Source organism: Pseudoalteromonas sp. SG44-17 (assembly GCF_014164235.1).
Taxonomy (GTDB): domain Bacteria; phylum Pseudomonadota; class Gammaproteobacteria; order Enterobacterales; family Alteromonadaceae; genus Pseudoalteromonas; species Pseudoalteromonas rhizosphaerae.
Window position 1 is genome coordinate 18704 of the sequence record NZ_JACJEV010000038.1, and the last position, 20746, is coordinate 39449.

The 20746-nt window shown below is 39.6% G+C and carries 17 protein-coding genes; 11 read left to right on the forward strand and 6 right to left on the reverse strand.

What is annotated here, in order from left to right; genetic code table 11:
• The first annotated feature begins 139 nt into the window (after positions 1 to 139).
• The 3 genes from H5182_RS22195 to H5182_RS19200 all read left to right on the forward strand — a co-directional run bounded on the left by H5182_RS22195 (position 140) and on the right by H5182_RS19200 (position 2974).
• Entirely contained in the window at positions 140 to 289 is a 150-nt protein-coding gene (locus tag H5182_RS22195; RefSeq protein ID WP_218939788.1) for a hypothetical protein, read from the forward strand.
• A 1133-nt stretch (positions 290 to 1422) separates the two neighbouring features.
• Positions 1423 to 1863, forward strand: a complete 441-nt coding sequence (locus tag H5182_RS19195) for a hypothetical protein (protein WP_149982715.1) — start codon at positions 1423 to 1425, stop codon at positions 1861 to 1863.
• A 355-nt stretch (positions 1864 to 2218) separates the two neighbouring features.
• The gene (locus H5182_RS19200; RefSeq protein ID WP_145242235.1) at positions 2219 to 2974 is read left to right on the forward strand and encodes a hypothetical protein; all 756 of its coding nucleotides are present in this window, start codon (positions 2219 to 2221) and stop codon (positions 2972 to 2974) included.
• Between the two features lie 165 nt (positions 2975 to 3139).
• Here the strand turns inward: H5182_RS19200 and H5182_RS19205 are convergent, their stop codons facing one another.
• Positions 3140 to 4321: a PQQ-dependent sugar dehydrogenase gene (locus H5182_RS19205; RefSeq protein WP_145242237.1), complete on the reverse strand. Its 1182-nt coding sequence runs from the start codon at positions 4319 to 4321 to the stop codon at positions 3140 to 3142.
• Between H5182_RS19205 and H5182_RS19210 the strand changes: the two genes are divergently transcribed.
• The gene (locus H5182_RS19210; protein ID WP_182760458.1) at positions 4306 to 4761 is read left to right on the forward strand and encodes a hypothetical protein; all 456 of its coding nucleotides are present in this window, start codon (positions 4306 to 4308) and stop codon (positions 4759 to 4761) included. The two genes, H5182_RS19205 and H5182_RS19210, sit on opposite strands and share 16 nt — an antisense overlap.
• Before the next feature lie 109 nt (positions 4762 to 4870).
• Here the strand turns inward: H5182_RS19210 and H5182_RS19215 are convergent, their stop codons facing one another.
• The gene (locus tag H5182_RS19215; protein WP_145242241.1) at positions 4871 to 5398 is read right to left on the reverse strand and encodes a LuxR C-terminal-related transcriptional regulator; all 528 of its coding nucleotides are present in this window, start codon (positions 5396 to 5398) and stop codon (positions 4871 to 4873) included.
• 159 nt (positions 5399 to 5557) lie between these two features.
• Between H5182_RS19215 and H5182_RS19220 the strand changes: the two genes are divergently transcribed.
• The 4 genes from H5182_RS19220 to H5182_RS19235 all read left to right on the forward strand — a co-directional run bounded on the left by H5182_RS19220 (position 5558) and on the right by H5182_RS19235 (position 11106).
• Positions 5558 to 6634: a hypothetical protein gene (locus H5182_RS19220; protein WP_182760459.1), complete on the forward strand. Its 1077-nt coding sequence runs from the start codon at positions 5558 to 5560 to the stop codon at positions 6632 to 6634.
• Positions 6635 to 9709, forward strand: coding sequence for an efflux RND transporter permease subunit (locus H5182_RS19225; protein ID WP_182760460.1), 3075 nt, complete (start codon positions 6635 to 6637; stop codon positions 9707 to 9709).
• A complete protein-coding gene (locus tag H5182_RS19230; RefSeq protein WP_145242247.1) occupies positions 9702 to 10007 on the forward strand; it encodes a DUF3240 family protein in 306 nt (101 codons plus the stop codon). Before H5182_RS19225 ends, H5182_RS19230 begins: the two co-directional genes overlap by 8 nt.
• Before the next feature lie 814 nt (positions 10008 to 10821).
• Positions 10822 to 11106 carry a hypothetical protein gene (locus H5182_RS19235; RefSeq protein WP_145242251.1) on the forward strand — a complete coding sequence of 95 codons (285 nt, stop codon included), beginning with the start codon at positions 10822 to 10824 and terminating at the stop codon, positions 11104 to 11106.
• A gap of 71 nt (positions 11107 to 11177) precedes the next feature.
• Here the strand turns inward: H5182_RS19235 and H5182_RS19240 are convergent, their stop codons facing one another.
• Positions 11178 to 11834: a nitroreductase family protein gene (locus tag H5182_RS19240; RefSeq protein ID WP_145242253.1), complete on the reverse strand. Its 657-nt coding sequence runs from the start codon at positions 11832 to 11834 to the stop codon at positions 11178 to 11180.
• 124 nt (positions 11835 to 11958) lie between these two features.
• On the opposite strand from H5182_RS19240, the gene H5182_RS19245 reads away from it, so the two are divergent.
• Positions 11959 to 12897 (forward strand): LysR family transcriptional regulator, encoded by a 939-nt coding sequence (locus tag H5182_RS19245; protein ID WP_182760463.1) that lies wholly within the window; start codon positions 11959 to 11961, stop codon positions 12895 to 12897.
• A 188-nt stretch (positions 12898 to 13085) separates the two neighbouring features.
• Here H5182_RS19245 and H5182_RS19250 read toward each other — a convergent pair whose 3' ends face one another.
• Both H5182_RS19250 and H5182_RS19255 read right to left on the reverse strand, forming a co-directional pair.
• Positions 13086 to 16265, reverse strand: a complete 3180-nt coding sequence (locus tag H5182_RS19250; RefSeq protein WP_145242257.1) for an efflux RND transporter permease subunit — start codon at positions 16263 to 16265, stop codon at positions 13086 to 13088.
• A 3-nt stretch (positions 16266 to 16268) separates the two neighbouring features.
• Complete coding sequence (locus tag H5182_RS19255) at positions 16269 to 17441, reverse strand: efflux RND transporter periplasmic adaptor subunit (protein WP_145242259.1); 1173 nt, start codon at positions 17439 to 17441, stop codon at positions 16269 to 16271.
• Positions 17442 to 17567: 126 nt separating this feature from the next.
• On the opposite strand from H5182_RS19255, the gene H5182_RS19260 reads away from it, so the two are divergent.
• The gene (locus H5182_RS19260) at positions 17568 to 17831 is read left to right on the forward strand and encodes a YkgJ family cysteine cluster protein (protein WP_145242261.1); all 264 of its coding nucleotides are present in this window, start codon (positions 17568 to 17570) and stop codon (positions 17829 to 17831) included.
• A gap of 44 nt (positions 17832 to 17875) precedes the next feature.
• Here the strand turns inward: H5182_RS19260 and H5182_RS19265 are convergent, their stop codons facing one another.
• Complete coding sequence (locus tag H5182_RS19265; protein ID WP_182760461.1) at positions 17876 to 19732, reverse strand: TonB-dependent receptor domain-containing protein; 1857 nt, start codon at positions 19730 to 19732, stop codon at positions 17876 to 17878.
• A gap of 203 nt (positions 19733 to 19935) precedes the next feature.
• Here H5182_RS19265 and H5182_RS19270 point away from each other — a divergent pair, with 203 nt between their 5' ends.
• Complete coding sequence (locus H5182_RS19270; protein ID WP_182760462.1) at positions 19936 to 20448, forward strand: peptide-methionine (S)-S-oxide reductase; 513 nt, start codon at positions 19936 to 19938, stop codon at positions 20446 to 20448.
• The last annotated feature ends 298 nt before the right edge of the window (positions 20449 to 20746 follow it).

The following is a 20746-nucleotide window of genomic DNA, read 5'->3' on the forward strand; positions in this document are numbered from 1 at the left end:
CAGAGGCAATCAAGGAACTTTGTATCGCCCTGGGGATGTTAAAATTAGATTGCTACTTGTTAACAATTTAACGGGTAGTCTTAATCCTAGCCACTTCCCTGATAAGCTATTGCCTTTATGGTTGGATATTAAAAAAAACATGTCTAAACATGGCCCAATGACAAACTATGCAGGTAAAGCTGTTGGCGGTGCTGTTGCAAATATAATGAGGAAAAGTCGTAATTCTACAGGTGTAAAAATAGCTGAAAAGCTCTACGAATTACATGAGAAATTCCAGCAAGAGTACTGAGCAGTTAAAACATATCAGCCTTAACTCTATCAATAGGCGCTACTGTTCTTTTTGACCGTTTTTATAAATTGACGATCAATCCTAAATCAATAAACAAGTTCGTTTTCTTCGTCTGTCGATGCGGCTGTTAAGCAAGCAGCTTACGGCAAACACATATAAGAAGCGCGACAGAATAGCCCTTACGTTATTAGCACAGCATTTGCTTATTTGTCCTCCTGTGAGTAAATCACTTAAAACCATTTTGCACAAAGAGAAGTGAATGAGGGTGAATGAGGGTAAATGAGAAAACAAAAAGAATATTTTAATTTTCGGGCTAAGACCTAGTCACTTCCCTAGACCCTAGCACCTTTAACTTCAACCTCTTAAGCGCAGCGCCTCTAAAACTCTTTGTGAATAATTCACAAAATTTTTTGCACAAAGAGAATGAGAAGTAAATGAGGATGAACGTGAAGGCTTAATATTGATATGTAAAACACGATGCATTAATAAAAGTAAGCCCTTATCACCTAAAATAAGCCACTTAAAGACCTGTGATACCTGCCAAAACGCCAATTAAAGCAACAGCAAATCCTCTTTTTATATTTTACGAAAAATTGAAGTAACTAATTGAATCAAAATAGGAACTCGGCTATGGTAAAGCATCAATAAAAATAAATTAAAAACGAGTTATTCTACAGGCTCGTTATGTGCCACTAGATAAATGAAATACCTGTTAATATTTTTAGTCAATTTTATAGCCTTAAGCGCATCGGTGATGAGACTGTTGTCAACTTGTATGTGGGGCTGTCCTAGTACAGGTGTGCAGTTGACGTTTAAAATATCCAGTGGCTTACTATTCACAAGCCAGATTCTTATTGCTGTATTATGGTTTACTAGCAAAAGCAGAGTTGGAAGAAATATAGATGGTGAATAACCATTGCCCGGCACATAACAAGCCAATGTTGTACAGCCAGCCAGCAAGCTGGCTTGGGGAAATTAATCGCTGGCACTTAGTGCCAAAACACTCACAATTTCCCCAAATTGTAGAGTTATAACTACTCGCAAGTTCGGCTGTATTATCGATATCACGGAGAGATAAAATTAATAAACTCATCACAAAAGAACACAAACTATTATTGGTTCTGATTATATCAATGCTTTTTGCTGTTTTTATTGTTAAATGGGTAAAGGAAGATAGCCCCATTTATAGGCCGTTAATTCAAGATATGCGGTTGGTTGACTCTGTTAAAATTGCGGACGTACTAGAGCAAGAACGTATTTATTACTATGCCGATGTAAAAAATCATATGCTTTACGTCAACCAGGAACAATCCGAGTTAGCTCGAGTTTCACTTGCTAAAATTGGTATTGTTATTGAATACCCTAAAATTACTAAGCACACAGATCTGAATAAGGCTTACGACGAATTCATCAAACAAAAAAAGATGGATGAGGAAACGGGAGAAATATGGCAAAGACCATGGTTTTTTAGACTAATTAAGTTAGTTATGGGGGCGTTGGTAATTATTATTTTAATTCTTGCAGTAGTTCGTCCAGTACTAGCTTCAATAATTTATGACGAAGATGAAAAGTAGTAACTATAAGTTGCTTAAACGGAATAAAAACAGATGGCCATTGCTTCGCGATTATACCCAACAATTTTTATCTGCTTAGCAAGGTATATATGAGTAGAGTATGAGATTAACCTTTGGCACACTTTTACTGTTTTTTAGTATGAAGCTTTTGGCAGATGAGTCTCCAAGTTCAATTTTGGATTCATTATTGGATAACTGTACCACTACACAGTTAGTAAAATAATGCTGCTATCATCATAAAATTATTTTTGTTTCCATCATTCATTCTATAAAACTTTAACTAGTGCGCAGAGTTAAATAAGGGTGTTATAGTTTACTTTTGATTAATCGAGTTTTTAACAAGGATTGTTTTATAATGTATAAGCACCTATTTATATTCACTTTTATTTTTTTAGTTTCAGCGTGCCAATCGGTTCAAAGGGGAGGTGCTGTTCCTTTAGGTTCAAATGAAAAAATTAAACTAGATGTATTAAATATCGATTGGAATGATTGGAGTTTAGCTATAGGGGATCGAAGAATTGAAGGTTCAGGTTTTGTTATTACTAATTGGGTTAATACGTCGGATGATGTAGGGCTGCGTTATGGGGTTCTTGGCGTTATAGCATCTGATTTGTCTAATGAAAAGCACATGAAAGGCAGTTTAGAGCTCGACTTAAAAGAGAACTTTGATTTAGCGAGCACTTTGTTGAATTCGCTAAATAGCATTCAAATTTTAAAAGAATCAGTAAAGTCTATTCACTTAAATGAAAATCTTCATAAACAAGTTATAACACTTGAGCCATGGTGCGTCATTTTTACCGACGAAAAAAGCACAAGGTTTTTACCTCAGCTCAAAGCCGTCCTTAAGTCTAAAACAGGTAAAGTAATTTGGGAAGGCAACTATGGGCCAATGAATCCAAGTAAGCCTTTTATTTTAGGCAACTCGATGACTCACGACGATATTAAAACATTACAGACTCAATTAGATGTTGCCTATGAGGAGATTGCAAACCAGTTACTTGCAAATATTCAAGGCAAAGGAAGTTATGTCAGTAAAGAAGAAAGTGAAAAGTTCACTAACGATTTATTAAATAGCATAACCATTGAAATAGACGAAAGCCAATTTAACTAACTCACCTTGATTGTATTTAATCAGAAATATGCATCGCAAAAACCAATAAAGTCAGGTCTTTCTTTTTGACTTTCGCTCAAACAGCAAAAAATAAGACCTGATAATCATATAAAAAGCTCGTCGAGTATTTAGATACAGTTGTGTTGAACGATCTAGTCAAGCTAATCACTTTGGCGTTATCAGCAGCAATTTTGCATCTTTTCCATCGGTTAACACCGCGATATTACCCTCGGTTGTAACAAATACATCCCGCAAACGCCCAGTTACCTCTGGTAAAACATGAGTCTGGGTAAGTTCACCATTCGCTAAATTAACGCTGTAGAGCTTTTTATCGACCAGCGTAGTGATTAGCACATGCTGTTGTAGTGAGGGAAAAGCTAAATGCTTTGAGCCATAATAAGCCATGCCAGAAGGGGCGATTGAGGGCGTCCAATCAACCGTTGGTTTAGCCATTCCAGGGTATTCTCTAAACGGTGAAATACGTGCTTGTGAGTAATCATCTCCGTTGGTGATCACCGGCCAGCCGTAATTGGTGCTTGGGGTTAAATAGTTTAGTTCGTCGCCGCCTGCGGGGCCGTGTTCGTGGCTAACAATTTGCTGTGTATCGTAATCATAAACCAAGCCTTGCAAGTTACGGTGCCCGAGTGAGTACACAGCATGAGCTGCAGGATTTTTGTGATTAATAAATGGGTTATCGTTTGGTATCGTGCCGTTTAAGTTTATGCGTAATGTTTTGCCAAGTTGACTGGTCATAACCTGTGCTTGCTCACGGTAGTCAAAGCCATCGCCACTTGAAAATAATAAGGTATTATCGGGTAGGACAAGGGCGCGGCCTGAGTAATGTTGTGGTGTGTCTTTATCAGTGGCAACTTTATAAATAATTTTTGGCGTTGAAAATTGCGCACCATCAAACGTAGCTTTGGCAATAACGAGCCTGTTTGCATCAAGCTCACCTTGAGCGTAAGTGAATATAATTTCTTTTGATTCACTGTAATTTGGCGAAAGCACTATATCGAGTAGGCCGCCTTGGCCTGCAACGTATAAGCCCTCGAAATCTAGTTTAACTCGGGTTTGTTGGTTGTTTTTAATGATAACAATATGGCCATCACGTTCTGTGACTAACCAGGTATTGTTTGGAAGTTTAACCATGCTCCACGGTGAATTGAGTCCCGTTGCTAAGGTATCAGCAGTGTATTGCTGTTTTGGTAGCTCGGCACTGGCGTTACAAGAAAATGCTAAAAGCGAGAGTAGAGTAATACAATGTAGAGATTGTTTACCCTGCAAGCCTTTGCTACTGTAAGAAAAAAGTTTCATTTTAAGTTGAGATAACCATGTCGTTTTTAACACGTATACTCCCTTCATTTTTAGTTTCTTGGTTACTTACATTTACACTCGCTAGCTTGTTTCATAGTCAATACGTTGTCAATCAATTAGTTAATGTGGGTGTTGTGGTGGGCTTTAATGACAGTGTTAACTTAACCCTTGAAGATTGGCTCGGCTTGCTACCGACCTATGGCGCTATTATTGCTATTGCACTTGCCATCGCGTTTTTGGTTACCTGGCTTATTGCTAAAAAAGTTAAAAAACAAGGTGCGCAATTATTTGTAATTGCGGGTATTGTGGCGTTTGCTTCGGCTTTAATTGCTATTGAGTCAATTATGAATATTACTATTATAGCGGGCGCAAGAGGCTGGGGTTTTTATATGCAGCTGCTTGCAGGGGCTGTAGGGGGTTATGTTTTTGCTAAGTTGAGCAATGGTTGTCATAGTAAAAATGAAATCATCTAGTTTTACACAGAGATAATCATTAAGGTTTTTAATTATTCCTTAAGATTTAATGCGCAGCGGATGCAAAGCTATAGAAATAACCAGAGGCCTCACCTTTGTAGCTTGTCAATTAATTGAGGCTTGAACTTGTTGGTTGGTATTGTCCTTGTTGCATAAAGTCTTCTAAAAACCATGCAGCAAACTCATGTCGGCCTTCTACATCGGCTTTGCTGTAAATATCGGACGCTTGTTGACGAACGGTTTTTTCTTTTGTGCTTCTTAGTGCGCTTATTTCTTTAAAGCTTAAGCCTTTAAGTAACAACATCGCGACTTCTTGCTCACTGCGGGTCAATGTCCACTGTGAAAATTGGGTTTGAATAACGCCGCTGTATTCATGGCGCGCATCCATCATTGCCTGTGATATGTTTTTAAGTTCTTTTTTTGAATGTACTAATTCTTGTTTCAGCGCATTAATATTTGCAGTACGCGCACGAATGTCTCTAATTAAGTAAATAGCACAGGCTGCAGAGATAACTACGATCAAGCCTTCGGAAAAAATATGCCACTGCGGCACCCCTAAACGTATATCTGTTAGCACATCAAAAAAATTCAACACCATTATTACTAACAATGTAGCCGCTATTAGCTTATCTCTCATTAAAACCTCTACTATCAATGCATTATAATTACAATGGACAAATGTACCATGCTGTAAATTAAGCTGTTTTTAGGAACATTACGGCGTATGCCTGATGATTTAACAGCATAAAAAAGTCATGGTTGATTCTATAAAATTAATCAAATGTGAACAAACGAAATGCTGTTAAATTCTACAAAAAAAATGCGTCATTTTTTGCGTATTCAATATACGTTATTTTTCTTCTCTACGGTGGCTTTATTAACATTTAATCCTGTGTTTGCTTCGCAAAATTTAGCACCTGTAGGGCTTTCGTCACTCAGTGGTTTTGATGTTGAATTTGCGCCGATTCAAAAAACAGAGTTTATTAACGGGCAAAGTTTAATTGGTGAAGTCAATTTCAAACCAGGTGTCAATTATACGGTGCTGTTTGCGTTTGATGTACAGCAGGTTCGTTACTTATACCCTAACGGCAGTATGGTGGAAAAAGGCGCCACTATCGCAAGCGTTGAGGGCAGTGATGTACACCATTTTTTAGATGCCTATCAATCAGCAAAAGATATGCTCGCTATTGCTAAAAGCCATTACGACATAAACCAACAGCACTTAAAAAACAAAATAATAAGAAGCTCTGAATGGGTTGAAATCACAAAAAGCTATTTTGAAGCCAAGCTAAACTTTGAACATATGCAACATCAAATGGCATTTTTAAACATTGATGATAATGAAAACGTGACCTTAGTGAGTCCAAAAACGGGCATTTTAAAACTCACCAATGAGTCGGGAAACCGTATGATGGGTGACACCGCGTTTGATATTATCGATGCAAGTAGTATTCGCGTTAAGATTAAAGTCCCTCTTAGTTTTACCAACACGTTAGCGCATTTTAAGCTGTCACAACATTGCAGCTTAAATATTGAGAGCTATGACAGTATTGCAGATAAATACCATCAAATTGTGTGGGCGTCACCAAGCTCGAATGAATGCCAGCTGACACTGGGGCAAACTATCAAAGTCACACCGGTAAATAAATTAACGGGCTTTAAAATAGCAAAGTCAGCGGTGTTTGAATTTGAAGATGTTAATTACATTGCTTTGAAGTCTGGCGATAACCTTGAGTTACTACCGATTGAGCTCAAAGGTACACAAGGCAAAGACTATGTATTTACTGCCAATAAAAACCTAGATGATCAGCAGGTACTAATAAGCTCGGTAAGTGCGCTACAAGGTATGTTGCTTCACTTAGGGAGAGAGTAAATGTTAAACCAGCTTATTAAGTTTTCACTTACTCAGCGTTTGTTTGTTAGTATTTTTGTTATTGTTGCTATGGCCATTGGCGCTAAATCTTGGTTAAGTATTCCGGTGGATGCTTTTCCAGAAATATCACCCACTCAAGTTAAAATAGTTTACAAATTACCCGGCATGAACGCCCTTGAAATAGAATCGCAAGTAACACGGGTGATTGAAACCGAATTACTGGGTATTCCGTCACAGCAAATGCTGCGCTCTACCACTAAGTATTCTATTACCGATATTACCATTGACTTTGAAGAGGGCACCGACATTTATTGGGCCCGTCAGCAAGTTAATGAGCGTTTATTAAATATTTTACCCACCTTGCCCAGTAATATTAGTGGCGGCATGGCGCCAATGAGCACGCCTTTGAGCGAGGTGTTCATGTTTACCATAGAAAGTACTCACTTATCGCTGATTGAAAAAAGAGAGCTTTTAGATTGGCAAATTCGTCCATTATTGCGCACTGTAACCGGCGTTGCTGACGTAAATAGCCTTGGCGGCTTTTCAAAAACCTATGAAATACTTCCCAATACTTTATTGATGCAACAGCATCAAGTCAGCTTTGATGAAATGAAGTTAGCAATCACGCAAACGAATCAAAACGGTGGCATAGGGCGCTTAGAAAAAGGCAACGACACCTTAATTTTGCGCACTGAGGGCAAATACAACGATATAACCGCCATTGAAAATACCGTGATTAAGTCCACTCAAAATAAGGTTATTCGGTTAAGTGATATTGCCACGGTACACGTTGGCAGTTTAACCCGTTATGGCGCAGTCACTAAAAACAGTGAAGAGGCGGTACAAGGGCTTATAATTGCGCTTAAAAATAGTAATACAGCGCAAGTTGTTGCAGATGTAAAAGATAAACTTCGCACCATTGAAGCTTCATTACCGCAAGGCACAAAAATTAATGTGTTTTACGACCGCTCTAACTTAATAAATACCGCAATTAGCACCATTACCAGCGCATTAGGCCAAGCGATTATTTTAGTGATAGTGCTACTTGCCTTGTTTTTAGGTGATATTCGCTCTTCATTGGTGGTGTCTTTGTCTTTACCTATGTCGGCATTGCTGACATTTATAATGATGAAGCAGTTTGATTTATCGGCTAATTTAATGAGTTTAGGCGGCTTAGTGATTGCCATTGGTATGCTGGTGGACTCATCGGTAGTTATTGTTGAAAACATAGTTAATCGGTTGGCTAACAATCAGCACCTCCCTCGGCTGCATGTTATTTATCGCGCATGTAAAGAAGTCGCGGCGCCAGTGTTCTCAGGCACAATTATTATAATTATCGTGTTTTCACCGCTATTAATGCTTACAGGGTTAGAAGGCAAGTTATTTACCCCAGTGGCGTTAACTATCGTGTTTGCAATGCTAAGTGCGCTGTTGTTGTCGTTAACGGTTATTCCAATTTTAGCCTCATTGTTATTAAAAAATGAACCCGTAACCCAGCCTAAAATGGTCACGCTATTACAAGGTTTTTATACTAAAACACTTGCCCAAGCAATTAAAAAGCCGGTGGCTATTAGTGTTATATCAGTTGCTGTTTTAGTGCTCAGTGGGGTGTTATTTCAGGGGCTTGGTAAAAGCTTTATGCCCGTTTTAGATGAAGGCGACATTATTGTGCAACTGGAAAAATCGCCGAGTATTTCCTTGCAAGCCTCGCTGGATATCGATAAACAAATTGAAGCCACACTGCTAAAAAACACCCCAGAAATCGTACAAATTGTTGCCCGTACCGGCTCCGATGAACTCGGGCTTGATCCTATGGGGTTAAACGAAACCGATGTGTTTATGGAATTAGCGCCAAAAGATACGTGGCGTTTTGACTCCAAAGCGCTGCTAATCGAGGATATTCGACAAACACTTGCGCAATTTCCAGGGGTAAATATTGGCTTTACTCAGCCAATACAAATGCGGGTATCAGAAATGCTCACCGGTGGCACCGGTGATATTTCGATTAAAGTATTCGGTAATGACATTGCGACACTTGCCTCATTAGCTGAAAAAATCACTGCACTTGCCACTAATATTGACGGCGCAAGTGATGTGCAAATGGCGCTTATTGAAGGAGGTAAATACGTAAATATTAAACTTATTCCTGAGGTTGCCAGTCAGTTTGGTTTAACCACCGAAGGATTAAGCGATTATTTAAAGTCGCAATTAGAAGGCCTACAGGTATCGGCACTGCAAGAAGGAAACCGCGTGATCCCTATTGTGTTTAATGCACAAAAAGGCGAAAGCGCAGCACACTTTGAGTTATCGTCAATGAGGGCATTAAAACAAAAGTTAATTTTAATGCCCGACAACAGCCTACTGCCACTTGAAGAGGTTGCTAATATTAGCTTTAAAACGGGGCCATTGTTAATAGAGCGAGAAAAAGCAAAGCGCTTTGCTTCTGTAAGCGTTAATGTGGATAACCGCGATGTGGTTAGTTATGTGAATGAACTGGAAGTTAAAATTAATAGCAGCATAAAATTACCCAGTGGTTTTACCTTGTCGTTTGGTGGCGAATTTGAAAGCCAGCAACGTGCAACACAAAACTTGCTGGTGCTTATTCCGGTGGCATTAATACTGATTTTCATTATTTTATTTACCACGTTTAAATCGTTATCTAAATCAACGCTGATAATTGCTAATATTCCGTTTGCATTAATGGGGGGAGTGATTGCCCTATTTATTAGTAATGAATACCTGTCGGTGCCTGCATCGGTTGGTTTTGTTGCTTTACTTGGCGTAGCGGTACTCAATGGTATTGTGATGATCAGCTACTTTGAGCAAATGAAAATGTTTTCTGCCAATGTAACGCAGCGCATTTTAGATGGCGCAAGCAGACGCCTTCGTCCAGTGTTAATGACAGCCACAACCGCAATGTTTGGTTTACTGCCACTGGTATTTGCCACCGGCCCCGGCGCTGAGATTCAAAAGCCATTGGCGATTGTGGTTATTGGCGGGTTAATTACCTCAACAATTACAACACTTTATTTATTACCTATCTTTTATGGTTGGTTGGAGAAAAAACATGGCTGAACAGTTACTTTTTACCTTAAATGTACCCACAAACATAAAAGATGAAGTGGTTGATATATTAATTGGCATAGACTGCATTACCGGCTTTAACTTAAAAAACATTGAAGGCTACAGTAAAGAGCACAGTGAATTTGATATTGCCGAGCAAGTAGAAGGGCATCGTAGTTTTTATCAGTTTGAGGTGCATATATTACTAGCGCAGCTGCAAACAATTAAAACGGCATTAAGTCCTGTGTGTCAATACACCCCATTAAAATATTGGGTTACGCCTATTGTTGAAAGCGGGCACCTTAGATAGTGTAGTTAGAATTATAGGCTGCTGCTTCGAGCAGCCTCTTTTTATAACTAAATACAAAATAGTTAAAAAGAGGTCACAATATTGCTATAAGTTAATAAAGTCGAAGCCTGCTGCGATGCCCGTACCTACTTCACGTGAGAGCGTCACTTGCTGCATTGACCCTATAGTTGCGTAATAGCGTGTAACTATATGATTTTTTAATTTGGATTAGTTAAAGAGTAAATCGAAATACAAGGTTATTGAGTTGCTCTGCTATCGCTATATACACATCAAGTACTGACTCTATATTTTTTATATTTGCGGCTAAGGTCGTAATACCAGCTGCTTAGTGTTGGATCTCTGAAACCAATGAACCTATTGTTTTGATGATTTTGTTTATTTTAGTCTGCCCTAATTGTGCTTTTATCCGCAACCTCAGTATTATCACTTGTAGAGTTTGCACTATGCGCAACTTCTTCAATGGCTGCTGTAGGTTCATTAACCGCTGTAGCTATCTACTCAAGCTGATCTCTTTATTTGGGTGCAACTTGACTTCTTTAACAGAATCACTGCTAAAGTAAGTTGCCTATCTATGATATTGTTATTGAAGAGAATGTTAGGGAAGTTCCCTCAATATAAAACGGTTGCATAGTGTGGTGTCTGATGTGCATGTTTATTAGTGAAAATTGAACCTATAAGCTTGATTTATATGTGCAAGGTTTGCGGGGAGCGCATACTTTGTTTAGTAAAGTATTTATAAGATAGTTACCCAACAATCTATAAATATTAATTTTTATGGTTTCTATATGACAATTAAAAACGAGGATGTTATAAGATGAAATTAGTTACGACTATATGTTTTACTTTGACGATGTTATCAGGCTGTATCGTTGTACCAACTAAGGACATGTCAGCAGTCAATAAATGTGAAATATCTTCTGACCGTAAGACATTGAAAATAATTAATGGCTTTGAGGATACCAATACCTACTATTCAATTAGTGGGATATTATTAGTCCCTATTACAGGCGTTGTATCTGGCGCCTATGTAGCAATAAATAATATATATCATCTTGGCGAAGAAAAAATTGTTTGTGGAGCTGCTAAAGAGAGCACATAGCAGAGGCTATAATGCCAAAAGCTTGTTTAAGTGAGCCTGTAACAGGCTCTTCTTAACCGGTAATGTAAAACTTAAACCACTTGAATAATTTGATCTTGACTCAAACGTGATTTTGGAAGCTTAGCATTATAGTCGGTTTGTGTTTCGTGATAACCAATGACAAGTGCGACTTCACAAATATAACCATCTAACTCATCCGCAAAAAGTTCACTAATTAGCGCGCTATCTACGCCTTCCATTGGTGTTGAATCAATACCTAAGCGCGCAACAGCATGCATAGTATTACCAAGTGCAAGATAGGTTTGTGTTTTGGTCCATGCGGCATTATTGCCAGATGCGTCAGTATTTAAGTCAACAAATGCGTATGCGCCAAAGGCTTGCTCACGATTTTCTGCTGGCGTACGGCCATTGGCGATATCAGTGTCAATCACTTTTGCATAATCTTCTCTGGTGTATTTCGGGTTGTAAGCAAACAAAATAATGTGTGATGCAGTTTTAATATGCGGCTGATTAAATTGAAACTTGTTAGCGAAAGTATCATGCATACGTTGTTTTGCTTGCTCAGACTCAATAACAATGAATTTCCATGGCTGCGAATTAATTGATGACGGAGATAAACGCATAGCTTGATAGATCACAGCTAAATCTTCTGCCGATACACGTTTAGTTGCATCATATTTTTTTGCTGTGTAACGCGCTTCTAAGTCGGTAATAATCGGGTGTGTCATAATTGGTTCCTGTAGCGAATAGCTTTATTTAATCAAAGCCGTTGAATGAGGCAGATGATAGCGCTTGCATTACTTTTGATAAACAGCATAATTATTGAATCATTATCAAATATATTTAGATAATATGCAGATTGACGATTTAAAACTTATTTTGAAAGTTGCTGAATTTAAAAGTATTACCCTTGCAGCGGCAAAACTTGATATGCGTACAGCAACCGCCAGTGCTGCTATCAAACGGGTAGAATCAACATTAGGTATAGACCTATTTGTGCGCACAACGCGTCATCTAAGGCTTTCTGCCGCAGGGGAGCGCTATATCCCACAGTGTGAGCAAGCAATAGCGATACTTGAGCAAGCTCGGCAGAACCTAAAAGGCGAACATGATGAGATTGAAGGTGAGTTAAGGGTTGCATTATCTTCTGATCTTGGCCGTAATTTAGTTATCCCTTGGATTGATGAAATTATGGATTGTTACCCGAAGGTGAGCCTGCGCACACATATTAGTGATAGTAACGTGGATTTCTACCGAGATTCGGTGGATATAGCACTGCGTTATGGCTCGCCAACTGATGCCAATGTTTACGGATTTAAAATTTGTAATATTCCACGTTTGTTATGTGCCACACCTGATTATATAAAACGTTATGGTGCGCCTATGCACCCAGATGATTTAGCACAGCATCAAGGGTTATTTTATCAACTGCAAAATATTATCAATAATGTTTGGGAATTCACCGACGGGCAAAAAAAATACAAAGTAAAAATGCAAGGCAAGCGCGCCTCTAATGATGGTGATTTAGTCAGGCGCTGGTGTGTTGCTGGCAAAGGGCTTGCCGTAAAATCGGCATTAGATATTGCTGATGATCTACTTAACGATAGGGTAGTTACAGTGATGAATAATTACCAGCATACCTGTGGTGAGCTGTGGTTAATTTGTCCAAGCCGCCAATCAATAACGCCTGCAGTGCGTTTATTGCGTGATGTATGCAGAGAAAAAGCACGTACGATGATAAGCCAACTAATTGATAAAGGTATACTTGAACCTAGTGTTCTGGAAAATTAATTACCTAACACATTCTGCAATAAAATCAGTCAATTCAACACCAAAAGGGATTGACAGTTTTTTACAGAGTCATTTTTATTTATATTTTCTACGATTTCGTTTAAAGATAATTCCTTCAACGTTTTTTGATTCAAATAAAAAAGCCCGAACTGTATACAGCTCGGGCTAGTTGGTTGGGATATCAAATTTTATAAAGGTGAGCGGTTTATTATAGTATTCACTTTGCTATGAATTGATTCACCATCTACCAGCGCTTCTTTTCCACGCCATTTACGAATTAATCGTTTAGCATCTTCTAGTGCGACATATTGACATGGGATCAGGATCAGCGTGATCACCGTGGCAAATAACACACCAAAGGCCAATGATACTGCCATTGGGATGACAATTTTAGCTTGTAAGCTGGTTTCCATAATGATTGGTAACACGCCAATAAAGGTAGTGATTGAGGTGAGCATAATCGCTCTAAAACGACGTGCACCAGCTTGCATTACTGCGTCTTTTATTGCTACGCCATCAGCACGTGCTTTATTAACAAAGTCCACCATTACTAATGAATCGTTCACAACAACACCGGCTACAGCAATGATCCCGAAAATTGATAAGCCACTCATTGTCATGCCTAAAATCATATGGCCAAACATGGCACCAATAACCCCAAATGGGATCACTGACATAATAATCAATGGTTGTGAGTATGAGCGTAGTGGGATTGCCAATAACGCGAAGATAATCATCATTGAAAGTGCAAAATCACGCACTTGCTCAGCAACGCTATCCATTTCTTCTTGAATACGTCCAGCAACACTACTTTGTACACCTGGGTAGTTTTTCAGTAGTGCCGGTAAGTACTCATCACGTATTTCTTCAGCAATGGCAAAAGGTTCAACTTGGTCGGTATCAACCGCAGCCCATACATTAACAGTACGCTTTGAGTTTTCGCGGCGAATACGGTTTACACCATCAACCAGTTTTACATCGGCAATTTCAGCCAAAGGTACTTCTGCGCCACTAGGTGTAATGATACGAGCACTGGCGATATCGCTGATCGAGTTACGAGCTTCTTCAGGATAGCGTATCATTACTTTCACTTCTTCGCCGTCACGTAGAATACGCTGTGCTTCAAGGCCGTAGTAACTAAAGCTGACTTGTGAGGCAACATCGGCAAGGGTTAAACCCATGCTGTACGCCAGTGGTTTTAAGTCAAGCTGTACTTCATCTGTAGCGCTTTGCATTGAGTCATTTACATCACCCACACCTTCCATGGTGTTGAGTTTTTCTTTAAGTTTTGCTGCTACTTCTTTTAGTTGTTTGGCATCCTTTCCTTCTAGGCGGAAGCTCACATCACCGTCGTCTCGACCACCATTCATAATACTGTCTTGAATGGTTAGTGTTTTCACGCCCGGTAAAGGAGGCATTTGTTCACGCCATAGTGCGCTCAATGCAAAGGTATCGATAGGGCGTAACTCAGGATCAATTAATACTGCCATGATACTGGCATTGGTACGTCCGCGTAAGCTAACTGAAAGATCGCGTACCATAGCTGTGCCATATTGCTCTTTAAGTTGTTTATCAACATTGATAATAACTTGCTCTATTTTTTGCGCAGTTTCTAGGGTTGCTTGTTCAGACGATGCTAAGTTCATTTCAACTGAAATACGTGGAAAGTCATGAGGAATTTTAGGGTTCGCTACGAACTTCACTAAACCACCGGCAAACATCCCAGCACTGACAATTAATACACAAATAAAACCAATAATTACGGTATAACGATAATGAATACAATGGCCAATAAATGGCGTGTAATAGTTATCAACAAACCGTTTTAAACCGCCATCCATCACTTTACGGAGGCGATGTAATGGGTTTTTCGGATTTGGTTCTCGGTGTTTCATTGCTGCTATGTGGGCTGGTAAAATAAGTTTTGATTCAATCAGAGAGAAAATCAAACACAGAATAATAACCCCGCCAATGGCTTTTGAAAACGCAGCACCAGGGCCACTTGCTAAAGTTTGCGGTAAAAAAGCGGCGATGGTAGTTAAGACACCGAAGGTGGCAGGCATTGCGACGCGTTTAACACCACGTACTACGTTATCAAGAGAGTGGCCATGCTTTTCAATTTCAGCACTGGCTGATTCACCTACGACGATGGCGTCATCAACCACAATACCTAGCACTAATATAAAGGCAAATAGTGATGCTAAGTTGATGGTGACATCTAAAAAGCCCATCGGCATCATTAAAAATGCGCCAAGGAATGACACAGGTAAACCCATCATCACCCAAAATGCTAAGCGTAGGGGTAAAAATAGCGCAAGTACTACCATAACCAATAGACCACCCCACACCATGTTGTCGATCATCATGTCTAATCGACCCTCTAGGTAGTAGGTTAAATCGACAATCGGCGTGAGTTTAACACCCGCTGGAAGTTGACCTGCTTTATCATTAAGGTACTGCTTAAGAACTTTTGCAACTTTGGTAATATCTTGATCTTTTGAGGCATTTACTTCAAACGACAAGGAATTTTTACCATTGTATTTAGAGTATTGTAAGCCTTCTGCAAAGCCATCGTTAATGGTTGCTACATCGCCTAAATACACTTGTGCACCATCAGGTAGTAATATCAATGGCAGTTTGGCAAATTCATCACCTCGGTAAGCTTGTTTTTCAACCCGCATCGAAATATAGCCGTTTTCAGAGCGAATCTGACCTGCAGACATATTGGCTGAAAAAGCACGCACTGCATTCGCAATGTCTCTAAAAGTTAAACCATACTCACGAAGTTTATCAGGGCTAACTTCAATACCAATTTCATAATCAAGGCCACCATTAAATTCAACTAAGTTAATTTGTGGCAGTGCTTGCAGTTCGTCTTTGATATTGTTGCCAAGTTCTTTGAGCTGATAATTGCTCATGTCACCGTATAAGGCGAGGATCATTACTTCTTGCTCAAACTTATCATGGCGCACAATAGGACGCTCCATGTCTGCAGGGAAGGTGTTGATTGCATCAACCTGCATTTTTACTTCATCGAGCACTTCTTTAGTATCATATTTTTCTTCAATTTCGATCCACGCTTGAGAATAACCGCGGTTTGAATAAGTAATCTTCCGTTTAATACCCTCTAGGCCTTCGAGAGCTTCTTCTACCTTGATGGTGATGCCTTCTTCTACTTCTTGTGGGGCAGCACCTGGGTAGACAGCTTGGACGCTGATCCAGTTATTTTCAAATTGTGGGAACATTTGTTTGCGAATAGAAAACGCGGTTAAAATACCACCCACTAAAATAAAAATCATTAATAGGTTTGCTGCAACAGGGTTGCGAGCAAACCAGGCAATTAAGCCTTTTTCGCTATGGATGGTCATGCTCTATTCCTCTTTCAGTGCAAGTTGAGTTGCAGCTGCAGGTTTATCAGAGTCATTTAGCTTTACTTGCATGCCTTCGGTTGGGAAATCTAAAGCCGAGGTGATCAATTGCTCACCATCATTTAAGCCTTGTGAAGCGATGACCATGCCATTTTGCTCTCTAATAATATTAAGAGGTTTGAACGAAAGAGTTAAATCATCATTCATTACCACTATTTTACCGTTTTTCACTAAGTGATGAGGAACGATAATCGCATTATCAAGCTCGCGGCCAGAAATGGTCGCATTGATATAAGAGCCAAAGCGCAGCGGTTGCTCACTGGCATAAGGTGTATTTACTTGCGCCACTAAATAGCTCATACGACTTTTTTGATCAATAACACCTTCGCTGCGGACAATTTTTGCCTGCCAAGTAGTTGGCTTACCAGCATAGTCTGCACTGAGTGTTACATTCGCGCCGATACCGCTATCGATTAGGTATTGTAATTCTTTATCTGCCACAGGAAGGCGAATTTCAGCCACTAAGGTTGAACTGAGAGCGCCAAATTGGCTTCCAGGATTAACTACGCTGCCTAAACTAATTGCACGTTCAGAAATAATCGCATCATAAGGCGCTTTTATGTATGTGCGCTCTAAATTACGTTTTGCGCGTTTTTCAGATGCCTGTGCTGCACGGTAACGCGCTAGTTTTTCGGCTAATTGTGGTTTGCGTAAATATAATTGAGATGGGATCATTTGATTTGAATCGTCTTTTATTCGATCCCACTCTGCCTGTGCTACATGAGCTTGCGCTCGCTCAATTTCTAGATCAGAGCTGGCTTGCGCCATGCCTGCTTGGGCTTCAATTAACGCTGCTTCATAATCATTTGGATCTATTCGTGCTAGAATATCGCCTTGTTTGACAAATCCACCTTGCACAAATTGCTCAGAGACAAATACCACTTGACCGCTTACTTGCGCAACCAGTGGGGTGTGATCTTTTGCTTTTACTACACCATACGATTTTACGTCTAGCGTAATTGCATCAAGGTGAACTGCGCTAACTGATACCAGAGGGCGTGTATCTTGTGCTGGCTTTTCTTCTGGCGGTTGTTTCATTGCTGAAAACGCAACCGCAAGACCTACACCGGCGACTAATACGGCAATAGGTAGAATTATTTGTTTTTTAGTAGCCACAGGGCTTTCCTCATAATTAGGTGACACAGCAATTATAATGAATAAAGTGTTTACAAGGCGTATTAAGATGTAACAAGTCATTACACAGTTAACAAATTAGCGAAATAGATTACAAAAGGGGCAAAGATGAATACATCACCAATGGCGTGTCGACTCGGGTGTGGGGCTTGTTGTATCGCACCAAGTATTAGCTCACCGATTCCGGGGATGCCTAATGGCAAAAAAGCAGGAGAGCGCTGCATTCAGTTAGATAACAACAATTTATGTAAGTTATTTGGTGATGAAAGGCGGCCAAAAGTATGCAGTGATTTTAGTGCGACGATTGATGTGTGTGGAACAACGAATGCGCAAGCGCTGCAATTAATTACCGAGCTTGAACAAATGACATAAAAAAACCGCATCTTAAAAATGCGGTTTTTATACATATTTTTTATTTACCAGCTATAAGTTGCAGTTAGTGTGTATTGCTCACCGCGCCCAGGTGTGCCTGGAATTTCCTCAAACGATTCATCCCAAAGGTTATCTGCTGCTAAAGTAATAAAGAAGTTTTGCAGTATCGGTGGCGTTACTTTTAACGTCAGCTGAGTAAACAAGGCTTCATCATCAGAGCGTCGCAGCGCATTTTTATGCTGTTTACGCCATTCATTATCAATCCGAAACTCTAATATATCCGTCGGGCTCCATACAGCACCAAGAGTTAAACGGTGATCAGGGAAGTTTAAGGCATAAAAGCTTGCATCGACGTCTGGCGAGCCATAGGTTTCTGATTTATGGAGGTAGGTGTAACTGGCTATAATTTCAGTATTTTCAAATTGCTTAGTGGCTAAAAATTCAAGGCCAGCGGTATCAATATCAACCGGTTCTGCAAAACGCGCTGAGGTTGAATCAAAGCTAAATGTCCAGTCAGTTAAGTTATTATCTTGGCGGTAAAAAATAGCCGAATTAAGCTGCCAACTTTGTTGTTCTAGTAATAAACCCAGTTCTAAGTTTTTGGTGGTTTCACGCTCAAGGCTATAATTACTTCTAAATAATCCACCAGAGTCATTGCCACCAATAGCAGTATAACCTGCAACTTGACTGGCCTCAGCGTAGGATAAATAAAATGTCCGCTCAGTGGCGTTACTATTAATTGTATTGAATGTGATATCACCTATCAGCGACAATTGTGAGTCATCGCGGTTGGTATCATCGAAGGCTGCGCCTAAACGCACTGTTAGCTGCTGATTGTTCTCAAGAGCCATAGTGTATTCTGGCAATACACTGATTTTATAATAGTTACGCGAAGTAAAGTTATTCTCAAGCGTGGTTGATTCAATGGAATCTTCAATAAATTGTGCTGAGTAGTTTAGTGAGAACACATCGTTTTGAGCATGTCGCCCAGAGATGGCGAATGATTTAACTTCTGTTTCGTGAAAAGCTTGAAACGCGCTTGGGTTTTCACGAGAGTAAATATAATGGTCGTTATTTTTTCGATAATAAGCTGATACTTCAAACTCACTGTTTGTTGCATAACTTTGTTTATGGTTAAGCATTAACAGTTGCGTTTCTAAGTCTTCTGTTTCATTCACGCCAAATGGGGTATAGAGGTTCGGCCAGCCAAAAAATTTCTCTTGTGAGCCAAAAAATAAATCAGTTTGTGAATCTGCACTCGTTAATTGCACACGAGCTGTAGCGCGATTAAAATCATGATCGCCAAAATCAATTGAGCCATCGCTTTGTGAATGAGAATATTCCCCTTCAAAACCTAGGCGCCAATCGGCGATTGTATCTAAAGGGATACTTTTACCAGCATGAACACTCTGTAAATTAAAGTCGTTAGTGCCGACACCTACAGATACACTGCCACCAGTGGTAATTGGCTTCCAACCAAACGACACAGTACCTACTGAGCTATTTACACCGTAAAGTGCATTATCAGCACCGGTCAATACACTTGCGCCAGTGAGCATTTGTGGTGCAATAGGAATTTCTGCAAAATAATGGCCTGATTGCGGATCGAGTAAAGTAGCACTGCCGACTCTAAAACCGGTGTTTTCAAAGATACCGCCACGAATAGTAACATCAGCTTGTGCTTCTGCCATGTTACGTGATTGCAAATCAACACGAGGGTCATACTCTAAATTTGATATAGGTGAGTCAAAGGTACCCACAGGTAACGTATTTGCTGTAGGTGATACCTCGATTGTTATTTGCTCAATGGTTGTCGATTCTTCAGAGTCATCTGCCGCATAAGCAACATTTGATATGCTGGCAAGTACTAAGGGTATGATAAGGTGCGAGGTACGGTTCATGTTGTTTTTCTCATATTCTTTATGTGCGATTGCGCTATAAATTAAAGTCGTAACACTTTTTTATAGCGTGATAAAATAGCAAAATTAAACAGTCACGATTTTTGGCGCTATTGTACATTAATTCGAAAAAACTGCATTTGATAATCATTCTTAAAATGAAAGCATTACACTGTCTTTGCTTGTTAAATATATTAGGTCCCTCTATGATTGAAAAACAACCAGCTAACTTTTATGCTCGCCAGCAAACTATTTATTTTGCGGGAGGGTGTTTGTGGGGCGTGCAAGAGTTTATGAAGCACTTACCCGGAGTAGTTATTACAGAAGCAGGGCGGGCTAATGGTACAAGTGATAATACACAAAGTGAGTACGATGGTTATGCAGAGTGTGTCAAAGTCATTTTTGATACTGATGCTGTCACGGTTAATAAACTAATTGATTATTTCTTTGAAATTATTGACCCATACAGTATTAATAAGCAAGGTGATGATGTGGGTGAAAAATACCGCACGGCTATTTATAGTGAAGAGCAAAGTCACTTAACGTTAGCAAGCGATTATATCAGCCAACGAGATGATGCCGACAAAATAGCTGTACAGGTTAAACCGCTAACAAATTATGTCCCCAGTGATGCTGAGCACCAAGACCGACTAACTAATCATCCAGATGATTACTGCCATATACCGCTAGATTTACTGCATAAATATAAAAAAGACTAGGGCGTGTAGACCTTTCGTGGTTGATTTTGCTGCAGTATGTTTGGTATTTAGGCAAGGCAAAGGCTATGTAGTGTGGTTGTTCCAATGAATAGGCGATTACGCAGCATAAAGGCCAAATACGCTCTGCATGAAAGATTTTGACAAGGGGGAATTGACTCTTTGTCACTTACATTGATGTCATAGGTAAGATCTTAAGAAATTGAGTTGAAGCTCAATTCATGATCAAATGGTTGTTACCACACAAACCACAGAATCAAGAAAAGAGCTTCAAATGAATGCTAACATTTTTATTAATAAG

What these genes read in the sequence shown, in the direction of transcription:
- H5182_RS19245 (WP_182760463.1), top strand. Translation starts at nt 11,959, where the DNA reads ATGCAGATTGACGATTTAAAACTTATTTTGAAAGTTGCTGAATTTAAA.
- H5182_RS19200 (WP_145242235.1), top strand. Translation starts at nt 2,219, where the DNA reads ATGTATAAGCACCTATTTATATTCACTTTTATTTTTTTAGTTTCAGCG.
- H5182_RS19235 (WP_145242251.1), top strand. Translation starts at nt 10,822, where the DNA reads ATGAAATTAGTTACGACTATATGTTTTACTTTGACGATGTTATCAGGC.
- H5182_RS19240 (WP_145242253.1), bottom strand. Translation starts at nt 11,834, where the DNA reads ATGACACACCCGATTATTACCGACTTAGAAGCGCGTTACACAGCAAAA.
- H5182_RS19265 (WP_182760461.1), bottom strand. Translation starts at nt 19,732, where the DNA reads ATGAACCGTACCTCGCACCTTATCATACCCTTAGTACTTGCCAGCATA.
- H5182_RS19250 (WP_145242257.1), bottom strand. Translation starts at nt 16,265, where the DNA reads ATGACCATCCATAGCGAAAAAGGCTTAATTGCCTGGTTTGCTCGCAAC.
- H5182_RS19260 (WP_145242261.1), top strand. Translation starts at nt 17,568, where the DNA reads ATGAATACATCACCAATGGCGTGTCGACTCGGGTGTGGGGCTTGTTGT.
- H5182_RS19215 (WP_145242241.1), bottom strand. Translation starts at nt 5,398, where the DNA reads ATGAGAGATAAGCTAATAGCGGCTACATTGTTAGTAATAATGGTGTTG.
- H5182_RS19225 (WP_182760460.1), top strand. Translation starts at nt 6,635, where the DNA reads ATGTTAAACCAGCTTATTAAGTTTTCACTTACTCAGCGTTTGTTTGTT.
- H5182_RS19220 (WP_182760459.1), top strand. Translation starts at nt 5,558, where the DNA reads ATGCTGTTAAATTCTACAAAAAAAATGCGTCATTTTTTGCGTATTCAA.
- H5182_RS22195 (WP_218939788.1), top strand. Translation starts at nt 140, where the DNA reads ATGTCTAAACATGGCCCAATGACAAACTATGCAGGTAAAGCTGTTGGC.
- H5182_RS19270 (WP_182760462.1), top strand. Translation starts at nt 19,936, where the DNA reads ATGATTGAAAAACAACCAGCTAACTTTTATGCTCGCCAGCAAACTATT.
- H5182_RS19230 (WP_145242247.1), top strand. Translation starts at nt 9,702, where the DNA reads ATGGCTGAACAGTTACTTTTTACCTTAAATGTACCCACAAACATAAAA.
- H5182_RS19195 (WP_149982715.1), top strand. Translation starts at nt 1,423, where the DNA reads ATGCTTTTTGCTGTTTTTATTGTTAAATGGGTAAAGGAAGATAGCCCC.
- H5182_RS19210 (WP_182760458.1), top strand. Translation starts at nt 4,306, where the DNA reads ATGTCGTTTTTAACACGTATACTCCCTTCATTTTTAGTTTCTTGGTTA.